7 protein-coding genes are annotated in these 11,355 nt (G+C 66.1%); 3 read left to right on the top strand and 4 right to left on the bottom strand.

Annotated features, from left to right (window positions below; translation table 11 throughout):
• Positions 1 to 35 precede the first annotated feature (35 nt).
• Both GOC52_RS07945 and GOC52_RS07940 read left to right on the top strand, forming a co-directional pair.
• Complete coding sequence (locus GOC52_RS07945) at positions 36 to 2,414, top strand: TonB-dependent receptor domain-containing protein (protein WP_191851100.1); 2,379 nt, start codon at positions 36 to 38, stop codon at positions 2,412 to 2,414.
• An 8-nt stretch (positions 2,415 to 2,422) separates the two neighbouring features.
• The gene (locus tag GOC52_RS07940; protein WP_191851098.1) at positions 2,423 to 4,531 is read left to right on the top strand and encodes a phosphocholine-specific phospholipase C; all 2,109 of its coding nucleotides are present in this window, start codon (positions 2,423 to 2,425) and stop codon (positions 4,529 to 4,531) included.
• Positions 4,532 to 4,631: 100 nt separating this feature from the next.
• Here the strand turns inward: GOC52_RS07940 and GOC52_RS07935 are convergent, their stop codons facing one another.
• The 4 genes from GOC52_RS07935 to GOC52_RS07920 all read right to left on the bottom strand — a co-directional run bounded on the left by GOC52_RS07935 (position 4,632) and on the right by GOC52_RS07920 (position 10,847).
• The gene (locus tag GOC52_RS07935) at positions 4,632 to 6,227 is read right to left on the bottom strand and encodes an alkaline phosphatase D family protein (protein ID WP_109814962.1); all 1,596 of its coding nucleotides are present in this window, start codon (positions 6,225 to 6,227) and stop codon (positions 4,632 to 4,634) included.
• Between the two features lie 10 nt (positions 6,228 to 6,237).
• A complete protein-coding gene (locus tag GOC52_RS07930; RefSeq protein ID WP_143994860.1) occupies positions 6,238 to 9,171 on the bottom strand; it encodes a TonB-dependent receptor in 2,934 nt (977 codons plus the stop codon).
• Positions 9,172 to 9,312: 141 nt separating this feature from the next.
• Positions 9,313 to 10,335, bottom strand: coding sequence for a FecR family protein (locus GOC52_RS07925; RefSeq protein WP_191851096.1), 1,023 nt, complete (start codon positions 10,333 to 10,335; stop codon positions 9,313 to 9,315).
• Positions 10,332 to 10,847 (bottom strand): RNA polymerase sigma factor, encoded by a 516-nt coding sequence (locus GOC52_RS07920; protein WP_043402430.1) that lies wholly within the window; start codon positions 10,845 to 10,847, stop codon positions 10,332 to 10,334. Before GOC52_RS07920 ends, GOC52_RS07925 begins: the two co-directional genes overlap by 4 nt.
• Positions 10,848 to 10,986: 139 nt before the next feature.
• Here GOC52_RS07920 and GOC52_RS07915 point away from each other — a divergent pair, with 139 nt between their 5' ends.
• Complete coding sequence (locus GOC52_RS07915) at positions 10,987 to 11,286, top strand: hypothetical protein (protein ID WP_043402433.1); 300 nt, start codon at positions 10,987 to 10,989, stop codon at positions 11,284 to 11,286.
• The last annotated feature ends 69 nt before the right edge of the window (positions 11,287 to 11,355 follow it).

Here is an 11,355-nt window from a genome sequence, read left to right as displayed (position 1 = left end):
CTCGGGGGCTTCTCTCCCCCCAAGGTCCGGTATCGATGCGAACGATTGCGCGCTTTCCCCGTGTTTCGCTGCTTGCCCTGCTGATCGCCCCCGCACTGGACGCCCTGGCCGAAGCACCGCAGGGCGAGACGGCCGAAGCGCGCAGCAGCGATGCCCGCACCCTCGACCAGGTGCAGGTGATCGGCCAGGCCACCAGCTACGCCAAGACGTCGGTGCGCGCAGAAACACTGAACCGGCAGACGGTGATGAGCAGCGTCAACGATGCGCTCAATGAAGTGCCGGGCGTGGTGGTCAGCGAGGCCGATGCCACCGGTTCGTCGGTGTGGGGCACGCAGATCAGCATGCGCGGCTTCGTCACCAACCGCGATACGCAGCAGATCGGCACCACCATCGACGGCCTGCCGAACGGTGGTTCGGGTTACGGCGGTGGATCGCTGGCCAACCGCTACATCGACACCCTCGATCTGGAGACGGTGGAAGTGAGCCAGGGCACCGCCGATATCTCCTCGCGCTCGAACGAGGCGCTGGGCGGCACGCTCAACTTCCTCACCAGCGATCCGCTGCAGGACAGCCGCCTGCGCTTCGTGGTCGGTGCCGGTGACAACGAGGCACGCAAGTACTACGTGCGCTACGACACCGGCCTGCTCGGCGGCCACACCCGCGCCTGGGTCAGTGCCTCCTCATCGAAGGTGCACGACTGGATCGACGGCACCGGCCACGCCAGCAACGACCACATCGCCGGCAAGTTCATCACCGAACTGGACCGCTGGACGCTGACCGGCTACCTGTCCTACAACGACGCCGACGAGCCCGAATACACCAGCGTTTCGCCGACGGGCTTCGCAACCAACCCGGAGCGCGACAACCTGGTCGGCACCCTCACCGGCATTCCCTACCTGGACCAGAACTACCGCTCCGGTTCACGCGCCCTGCGCGAGAACACCTTCGGCTACCTGCGCGCAGCCTTTGACGGCGGCAATGGTTTCAAAGCGTCGGTGGCCGCCTATGGGCATCGCATGCAGGGCCGCGGTGACTGGCTGCCACCGTACCTGGCGCAGGTCAGCGATGATGGTGCGGGCCGCCCCGAGTCGGAGTACCTCGGTGGCAAGACCGTGTACGGCGGCAGCAACCGCGGCCAGATCTTCTTCGTCAATCCTGATGGCAGCGCGGCACAGCGGCTGGCCAGCTGCACGCCACGGTTGGGCTTCACCGCCGAGTACGATCCGAACTGCTACGCCGGCAACGTGCTGGGCGCGCAGTCGTATCGCCACACCCACTACGACAACGATCGCATGGGCGTGACCGCCGACGTCGAGTGGCGGCAGACCTTCGGCGCGGTCGACAACACGATCCGCGGCGGCCTGTGGGTGGAGAAGCTGGACCGTTCGGCGCGCCGCGACTGGCACCGCCTGCTCAACGTCGGCCAGGACATCGCCTTCGACCACCAGCCGTACTGGGTGCAGTTCGAGGACAAGTACAAGGTCGACGAGCAGATGTACTACGTCGAGGACGTGGCCCGCTTCGGTCCGTTCAGCGCGCGCCTGGGCGTGAAGCAGTTCTTCGTCGACCAGTCGCGCCGCCGCGTGATCGGTGCCAGCGAGCACGTCAAATCCGATTCCAGGTCCGATCCACTGTTGTCCACCGGCGTCACCTGGGCACCGGGTGTGGAAGGCATGGAGCTGTTCGCCGGCTTCTCGCAGAACTTCGCCGCCATCCCCTCCGGCGTGCTTGGCGAGACCGACCCGCAGCGCTTCCGCAACGTCGAGCCCGAAACCGCCGACAACATTGAAGTGGGCATGCGCATCAGCCGCTGGCCGCTGACCGCCTCGGTCACGCTTTACAACATCAAGTTCGACAACCGCATCGTCTATCTGCCGGCAGGCTTCGTCAGCGGCATCGACTACCTGGGCGAGACCGACGGCGTCTATGAGAACTTCGGTGGCGTGGAAAGCAACGGCCTGGAAGCGGCGTTCGGCTATGGGTGGAACAACGGCTGGCGGATCAACGCGGCCTACACCTACAACCGCTCCAAGTACCTGGGCAGTGGCGATGCAGCACGCGATACCCAGCTGGGCATCGTCGATGGCGCCAAGGTGATCGGCCAGCCCGAACAGACCCTGGTGCTGTCGGCGGACTGGCAGGGCGAGAACTGGAACTTCGGCCTGTCCGGCCGTTACCTGGGCACGCGCTATCTCGACGCCGCCAACGTCAACAAGCTGCCCTCGGCCACCGTGTTCAACGCCAACATCGGCTTCGACCTGCAGGGGCTGTCGCCGCGCCTGAAGGGCATGGGTGCCAACCTGGTGGTGAGCAATCTCACCGACAAGCGGTATCTTGCAGGGGTGGACGGCCGCGACAACGCCTTCATCGGCGCCCCGCGCACCGTCGGCATCTCCTTCCGTGTGGACCTGTGAGTGAGCCCGTGACCGATATCGGCCGACGCCGGTTGTTGCAGGCCGGCGTTGCCGCTGGCCTTTCCCCGCTGCTGCCCAGCATCGCCCGGGCCGCAGCGATCGCGCCTGCGGCGCAGACCCGCAGTCTGGAAGACCTGCAGCACATCGTGGTGTTCATGCAGGAGAACCGTTCGTTCGACCACTACTTCGGCACGCTGCCGGGGGTACGTGGATTCGGCGATCGCTTCGTGGCCCCGGCGCCGGCACTGCAGGCCGGCGGCCGCACCCGCAGCCTGTGGCTGCAGCCCGACGCGAGCGGCGCGCGCGCGATCGCGCCGTTCCCGCTGGATACCGCCGCGCACTTCGGCTACATGCGGGTGGAAGGCACACCGCACACCTGGCCGGACGCACAGCGTGCCTGGGACCACGGGCGCATGGGGCAATGGCCGAAGGCCAAGCAGAACCACTCGATGGGCTACTTCCAGCGCAGCGACCTGCCGTTCCAGTTCGCGCTGGCCGACGCCTTCACCATCTGCGACGCCTATCACTGCGCGATGCAGGCCGGCACCAACCCGAACCGGGTGTTCCTGTGGACTGGCCACAATGATGCACACGCGCGTGCAGGTGGCCCGGTGATCGCCAACTCGCACGACAACTTCCCGGAACAGGGCGGGCATCCGGCGTCGTACCGATGGACCAGCCATGTCGAGCGCCTGCAGAAGGCGGGCGTGTCCTGGCAGATCTACCAGGACATGGCCGACAACTTCACCGACAACCCGCTGGCCGGTTTCGAGGTGTTCCGCCAGGCCCATCGCGCCGCGCCGGGGCATGACCCGCAGTTGCGCGCACGCGGCGTCAGCACCCGTGGCCTGGCGCAGCTGCGCCAGGACGTGATCGGTGGGCGCCTGCCGCAGGTCAGCTTCATCATTGCCGACGCGGCCGGCAGCGAGCATCCCGGCCCCTCCAGCCCCGCCCAGGGCGCGGCCTATACCGCGCGCGTGCTGGACGCGCTGACCGCCGATCCAGAGGTGTGGAGCCGCACCGCGCTGTTGCTGATGTTCGACGAGAACGACGGCTTCTTCGACCACATGCCGCCACCGGCACCGCCTTCACCGCTGGGCACCGGCTGGGCCGGTGCGTCTTCGGTCAGTACCGAGGGCGAGTACCACCGCCATCCGGCACCGGGCGACGAGAAGTACGACCTCGCCGAACTGCGTGGCCGCCCATATGGGCTGGGTCCGCGCGTGCCGCTGTATGTGATCTCGCCGTGGAGCCGCGGTGGCTGGGTCGATTCGCAGGTGTACGACCACACCTCGGTCATACGGTTGATCGAACGTCGCTTCGGTGTGGCCGCACCGGACATCTCGCCGTGGCGCCGCGCGGTCTGCGGCGACCTGAGCAACGCGTTCGACTTCGCCCAGCGCGATACCCGCCCGTTCGTACGCGGCCTGCCGGACGTGAGCGCGGTGGCCGCGCGCGCCGCCGCCCTGCCGGGACGCACCGTGCCCGCGTTGCCCGAGGGACTGAAGCCGGCGAAACAGGAAAGCGGCGTGCGCCCGGCGCGTGCCCTGCCCTACCGGCCGCAGGCATCGATTGCCGCTGTCGACGCCTCGGGTGTGGATCTGGCGCTGTCCTGCGAAGGCGCAGCAGCAGTGCTGCATGTTTACGACCGGCTGCGGCTGGATGCGGTGCCACGCCGCTACACGCTGCTGCCGGGCATGCCGCTGCGCGAGCGCTGGCCGCTGGACGCCCAGGGTCGCTATGACCTGTGGCTGCTGGGCCCGAACGGCTTCCACCGCCACTTCCAGGGAGCGGCCACGGGTCCTGCCGTGCAGGCTTCAACCGATCGTGCGGATGGCCAACTGCGGCTCCGCCTGCACAATCTGGGTGACAGCGCGCAGCAGGTGCGTGTGCAGCCTGGCGCCTATGCCGGGCATATGCCCGAGCAGACGCTGGTGCTGCCCGCACATGCAGAGACCGCGTTGGCGTGGGACGCAACGCCCACCGCAGGCTGGTACGACCTCCTCGTCGGTGTGGGCGACAGTGCCCTGCGCCTGGCCGGCCGCGCCGAGGATGGGCGCCCCGGCACCAGTGATCCGGCGATGGGCAGCGAGCCATTGCGGTTCGAGCACGATTGAAGGATCTCTGTAGAGCCAAGCCCATGCTCGGCTGCTCTTCGATAACTGACCGGAAAAGCAGCCGAGCATGGGCTCGGCTCTACAGGCTAGACCGGTAGGATCAGGCCTCCTGCAGCCCCGGCCGGCCGTGCTCCACCGCGTAGCGCTTCCAGCTCTGCACCGCGCCATTCGGCTGCATCACGGTATCCAGCGTCTTCATATCGCCGATCCACGCATCGCGGGTGACATCGCACAGCACGTAGCCACGCTTGTCGATGGTCGCCTTCAGATAGGGGCTGTGCGCAAGCTGGTTCCTGGCATACGCGTCCACACCCTGGCCATCGGCGCCGGAAGTGATCGACGTGGCGAGGAACTCGCTGGAGATCACGCCCGAGTCACGGTGGTCCTGCACCAGATCACTCGCATAGTGGCGATGCGCGTCACCGCAGGCAGTCACTACGTTGCCGAAGCCCACCTTCTGGATGTGGTCAAGCAGGCGCCGGCGGCTGTCCAGATAGCCTGACCACTGGTCGTCGGACGATTGCACCACGCCGTCCTTCTCGCGCATGTAGTTGCCCAGCGCCACCTGGTGGGCGATCGTGTGCCAGCGTGGTGCAGCATCGGCCAGGCCGTCGAACAGCCAGCGCTCCTGCTTCGCCCCCACAATGCTGCGCTCCGGCGATTCCACCTCCTCACGCAACGCCATGTTCACCTGCTTGCTGCGGTACTGGCGGGTGTCGAGCAGGTGCAGGTCCATCAGCGTGCCGTAGCGTGCGCGCCGGTACATCTGCATGTGGCCATCGCGCGGGAATGCCGAGCGGCGCAGTGGCATGTTCTCGTAGTAGGCCTGGAACGCCTGTGCGCGACGCAGCAGGAACACTTCGCTGGGCGTGTCATCCTGGTCTTCGGCACCGGCCCAGTTGTTGTCCACTTCATGGTCGTCAAAAGTGACGAACCACGGTGCCGCCGCATGCGCGGCCTGCAGGTCGGGATCGCTCTTGTACTGGGCGTAGCGGCGGCGGTAATCATCCAGCGTGTAGATCTGCGGGCCGACGTGGTTGCGCAGGTTGGTGAACGGCTGGCCGTTCATCTTCCGCAGGCCCGGCTGGCTTTCGCCTTCGTAGATGTAGTCACCGTAGTGGAAGACGAAATCCAGCGGTTCCTCGGCGATGCGCCGCCACGCGGTGTAGTGGCCTTCTTCGTAGTGCTGGCAACCGGCCACCGCAAAGCGCACACGATCCACTGCGGCCGTGGCTGCGGGCAGCGTGCGGGTACAACCGACCGCACTGGCGTGGCCGCCTACGGTGAAGCGGTACCAGTAGGGCCGTCCGGGCGCCAACCCGTCCAGCTCCACGTGCACGGCGTGGCCGAGTTCGGGATGCGCCATTGCCGAACCCTGGCGCACCACCTTGCGCATGCCATCGTCTGCTGCCAGTTGCCACTCGACCGCCATCGGCCGGGTCGGCATGCCACCGCCGAACACCAGCGGTTCGGTCGCCAGGCGCGTCCACAGCACCACGCCATCGGCCGAGGGATCACCCGAGGCCACGCCCAGGGTGAAGGGTGTGCTGGCAAAGCGCGGCTTGGCCAGCAGGTTGCGCGGGTTCAGCGCGGTGGCATCGGCCTGCGCGGCCAGCGCGTGTGCCGTGCCCATCCAGGCACCGGCAGCGGACAGGCCGGCCAGGGCCAGGAATCGCCTGCGATTGATCGTCTCCACGGCTGTGCCCTCAGTTGTAGATGATGTGGAAGTAGAAGAAGCGGCCGTAGTCGTCGATCTCGGTACGGAAGCGCCCGTTCGGGCCGGTGCTGTAGGTCGGCTGGGTGTTGAACAGGTTCTTGGCTTCGTACTTCAGCGTCACGTGCCTGCTGAGCTTGTGGCTGAAGCCCATGTTGAAGGTCATGTATGGGTCGTAGTACGAATCCAGCCACTGGGTGTCGCCGAAGTCGACCAGCATCCGGCTGCGGTAGGTGCCGGACAGGCGCAGCTGCGCGCTCTTCCAGGGCATGCGCCAGATCACCGAACCATTGAGCGACCAGTCCGGCTGGTACAGCAGGCGATCCAGGCGGCGCTCGGTGCCATCGCTGATGCGGTAGTTGGTCTGGCCTTCCAGCCGTGTAGCGTTGAAGTACATGTCGAAGCGCTGGCGGCCCCACTGCAGGTTGCGGTTGGCCACCGCGAACTCGACGCCGCGCAGCGTGGACTCATCGGTGTTCATCGGCTGGGTCACCCGATAGCGGGTATCGCCCACGTTCTCGAAGGTGGTCAGGGTGTAGATGTCGTCCTTGATCACCTTGTCGAACAGCGCCACCGAGACCAGGCCGTTGTTTCCGTTGAAGTACAGGTCCCACGCCAGGTCGATGTTGGTGGAACGTCGCGGCTGCAGATCGGCATTGCCCTGCTTGATGCTGCAGAAGCCCCTGCCCTCCTCGTCATCGCCACAACTGGTACTGGTGGCCTGGGCGATGTTGCTCGGCGTCGGCCGGCCCAGCGTGCGGCTGGCGGAGAAGCGCAGGCGCTGGTCCTCGCTCAGCTTGAACGTCGCATTCAATGAAGGCAGCAGGTTGTTGTAGCCACCGCTCGTATTGCGGAAGGCGGAGGTATAGGTAGTGCCGCCATCATCGCTGAACGGGCTGTAGGCATCGAAGCGGGTGTGGTCGTAGCGCAGGCCGCCGATCAGCAGCAGCCGGTCCCAGGCGTAGTGCGCGGATACATAGGCATTGGTGATGTCCTCCACATACTTGTAGTCGCTGGTGAAGTTGGCATTCGGATACGCCGCATTGTTGTTGCCCAGTTTCGGCAGCAGTTCCTCGTTCCACTTGCGGTTGTCGATCAGCGGGAAACCCGGCACGCTGCCCAGCAGCGTCGAACCCGGATACAGGTAATCGTTGAGCGTGGCATTGCTCTTGAAGTAGTCGAAGTCGATGTCCTGCCAGATCTTCAGATGGCGGTACTCGGCGCCGGTGGCCAGGCCGAAGCCACGCGCATCGGCGTCGATGTTGTAGCTGAAATCCGCGCGCAGGTTGTCGATGCTCTCCTTGGCATCGCGCGGGGAGACATAGGCCTGCGCCGGATTGAGCTTGAACGCGGAGCTGGTCAGCAGGCTGGAATCGGAAACCGCCACCGCGTTGGGGAACCCGTGGCTGTCGTTCTCGTAGTCGACGAACAGATTGCTTGGGTAGGCGCGCACACCCCAGTAGACCTGGTTGTTGTGGAAGGTCTCTTCGGTATGGCCGCCACGCAGGGTCAGCCGCGAACGGTCGCCCATGTCCCAGTTGAAACTGGCGATGGCACCACGGTTGCTGCGGTCCCAGCGGTCGTGACGGTTCTTGATGTAGATGCTGTTGATCTGGGTGGTGCCGCTGTCCTCGGTCTGGTTGCGGATCGGGAACTTGGCATTGCCGTACAGATCGGTCTTGTTCATCGTCGAGTTCTCGTAGAACCGGTACGAGTACAGCAGCAGCGATGCGTAGAACGGATCATCCGAGGGCTTCCACTCAAGCTTGGCGGAGCCACCGAAGTTGGTGATGAAGTTGGTATAGGTGCCGGTGCTGAAGTTGCCAGGCGCACGCAGCCCGTTCCAGCCCTTGGCCTCGTCCGGACCGGTGGTACCGTCGGCGAGGTATTTGCCAGCGTCGTTGTAGTAGTAGTTCGACTCCACCCAGCGCTTGACGCTGTTGCGTGAACGCTGCTCGTAGCGTGCCACCGCAACGATGCCGAACTCCTGGTCGGCGCCGAACTGGTTGGAGAACACCACCTTGGCGCTCTTGCCGAAGTGGCCCAGAGTCTCGTGGTTGCCGCCTGCGCTGCGCTCGACGTTGGTCTCGGCGGTGGAATAGATGCCCGCCACATCGGCAAACACGTACTTGCCGGACCGGTCGAAAGCACTGCGGCTGATGATGTCGATCACGCCGCCGATCGCATCCGGTGCCTGCTCCGCACTGAAGCTCTTGTAGATGTCGGTACGGGTGCCGATGTCGCTGGGAATCAGCTGCAGGTTGTTCATTCGCTCGCCGGAGCCACTGCCTCCCACGCTGGCAATTGCGATGCCATCGATGGTGGTGTAGTTGAGGTTGGCCTGTACCCCGCGCACGGTCACGTAACGTGGCTCGCCGGCATCCTCCACCGCACTCAGACCTGGAGCGGCCATCAGGCTCTCGGCCAGGGTCTCGTCGCCGTAGCTGTCCATCTCGTCGTAGACCACCGAATCCTTGATCACTGGCGACGACTTCTTCTGGTCGATCACCTCGTGCGCGGCAATCACCTTGACGGTGTCCAGGGTTGGCGCCACCACCGCCTCTGCCTCGCGCGGCTTCGGCGCGGCCGGCTTCGGCGCGTTGCTTACGGGCGCCGGATCGATGGCGATGACGTTGCCATCCACCACGGTGTAGCCCAGGCCGGTCCCGGCCAGCAGTGCGTCCAGCGCCTGCTTGACGGTAGCACCGCGCGGCACCGCACCGGCCATGCGCGCATCACCGCCGGCCGAGTACAGGAACTGCACTCCGGAACTGCGCGACAACTGCTCCAGTGCACGTGCCAACGGCTGCGCCGCGATCGGCGCCGAAACGCGGGCCTCAAGGCCATCGGCAGTGGCCGCGACCGCCAGCGGCACGCTGCAGGGAGACAGGGCGAGGATGATCGACAGGTAGAGCGTGTTGCGCATCACGGGTCCTTGGAAGAGAGAAGGCAGCAGGCGCCGCTGCGTGGCTCGGCAGTGGCTTCTCCCAAGTAAGAGCCCGCATCCACCGAAGTGGAGAACGCGGATTCGATGAATTTTTTCTGACAGTCCACGGCCACGTCGGCCTCAGCGACTGCCGACCCGCACGGTGTCGCCTTCGCGCCTCACCAGGAAACGCGGGTCGCGTTCGAGGAAGGCCTGCAGCGCACCGATGCGATGCGCATCGAGACTGCCCGACAACCGTGCCGATGCAGCGCCTTCGTCCAGCACGCGGACCTGTACCTGGTTGTGCCGGTTGAAGGCAGCGGCTACCTCGTCCAGCCGCTCATCCAGGAAGGACACCTTGCGTTGCTGCCAGTCCAGCAGCATCGACAACGGTACATCCAGCGACTCCACCGCATGGCTGCGCGCGTCGACCTGCACCACCCGGCCTTCGCCCAGTTGCGCAAGACGCCGGGCGTCCGCACCCTGGCTCCAGATCTCCACCTCGCCGGAAACCACGCCGATGCGCGTGCTCTTCAACCGTCGCGCGACATCGAACACCGTGCCAATGTCTCGAATCTCGAGGCCGTTCACCTCCACCTCGAACGGACGGCGGTCGCGGGCGATGTCGAACGTGGCCTCACCCTGCAACAGCTCCACCTTGCGGCTGAGCCAGCCCATGCGTACCCGCAGGCGGCTGTCCGCGTTGAGCCGCACCTGGGTCTGGTCGGGCAGCACCAGGTCGCGAAGCTCACCCTGTCCGGCACTGTAAAGTTGCGCGGTGGGCATCAGCTGCGGAACCAGGCCCACGCCGAGCAGGGCCGTACAGGCTGCGGCAGCCATCACCCACCAGCGCGCACGCCCCCGAGGCCGCACAGCGCGCGGCGGCGCATGCATGCTACCGAACAGCGGCACCACCTTGGCGGCGACCTGCCGCGGTGGCACCGGCGCCTCTTCAGGCAACGGCGATTGCAGCGCCTCACCGACCTGCCGGTGCAGCGCGAGGGCGTGCATATAGGCGCGCACATGCTCCGGCGAGCACTTCATCCAGTCCAGGAACGCAACCCGCTCGGCCTCACCCAGTGTTCCGTCGCGATTGCGCAGGAACCAGTCCATGGCCTCGCAGGTGATCGTGTCGTCGGCCACGGTCGATGAGTTCCGGCTCATGTGTGCTCCCTGGCGCCCAGCGCGTTCCTGCAGGCCTCCAGCCCCTTGCCGATGTGCTTGCGCACCATGTGCACCGACACCTGCAGCTGCTGACTGATTCCCGGGCAATCCAGCCCGTCGCGGTAGTGCAGCTCCATCACCCGACGCGTGGTCGCCGGCAGTCGTGCAATGGTGCTGCGGATATCGTTCCAGCGCTGCGCACGCTCGAATTCGCCTTCGATGTCTTCTTCGCTTTTCAGCACTTCGGCCAGCAGGTCGACGTCTTCCAGCGGCGGCAGCGACGACCGCGCGCGCGCATGCTCGCGCGCCAGGTTGGCCGCCACGGTGAACAGGTAGGCTTCCGGGTTCTCGACCGCATCGGCATCTTCGCCGGTGCTGCGCAGCAGGCGCAGGTAGACCTCCTGCGCCAGGTCTTCGGCATCCTCGCTGGCCGAACCGCGACGCAGGAAGAAGCCACGCAGCAGCCGGCGCCGCAGCGCGTAGCTCTTCTCCCAGATCCTCACGCTGTTCACGGCCGGCCAACCACCCCGAGGCTGGAAAGCCCCGCAGGGTGACCGCCATCGATGACAGTGGCGTTTCAACGACCGGCAGGCAGCCGCTAGAATGCCGCCCCTGCACTGTCCCGGCAGCCGGCACAAGGAGTGCCCAGCAATGAACGCACGCACCGCCATCAACACCCTCAGCAGCCTGCTGTTCCTGCTGCTGGTCGCCCACACCACCGCCTACCAGCAGCAGATGTGGCCGCCCAGCCGGGTCATCCATGTGCATCCGGTGATCGTCGCTCTCGCCTATGCACTGGGCTTGCTCACGCTGCTGCTGTGGATCGGTGGCCGTCGTGCACCGGAACCCGCCCAACGCCTGGCGCGCTGGCTGCCCATTGTCGCCTGGTGCCTGCTGGGCGTCGGCGTGGCGATCATCCCGGTGTTCCTGCCTGGGCTGTCCCCGGCCTGATCAGCGGCCGCACCCAGCGCATGCGCGCATGATACGGCGCGCGGTGCCAACCCTTGCTTGCCAGAGACC

Source organism: Stenotrophomonas sp. SXG-1, from assembly GCF_014083965.1.
Classification (GTDB): domain Bacteria; phylum Pseudomonadota; class Gammaproteobacteria; order Xanthomonadales; family Xanthomonadaceae; genus Stenotrophomonas; species Stenotrophomonas geniculata.
Note: the sequence above shows the minus strand (reverse complement) of the source record. Positions and strands in the feature narration are given on the sequence as shown.

Coding starts and splice junctions, on each gene's coding strand:
- GOC52_RS07925 (WP_191851096.1), bottom strand. CDS start 10,335: ATGAGCCGGAACTCATCGACCGTGGCCGACGACACGATCACCTGCGAG.
- GOC52_RS07945 (WP_191851100.1), top strand. CDS start 36: ATGCGAACGATTGCGCGCTTTCCCCGTGTTTCGCTGCTTGCCCTGCTG.
- GOC52_RS07930 (WP_143994860.1), bottom strand. CDS start 9,171: ATGCGCAACACGCTCTACCTGTCGATCATCCTCGCCCTGTCTCCCTGC.
- GOC52_RS07915 (WP_043402433.1), top strand. CDS start 10,987: ATGAACGCACGCACCGCCATCAACACCCTCAGCAGCCTGCTGTTCCTG.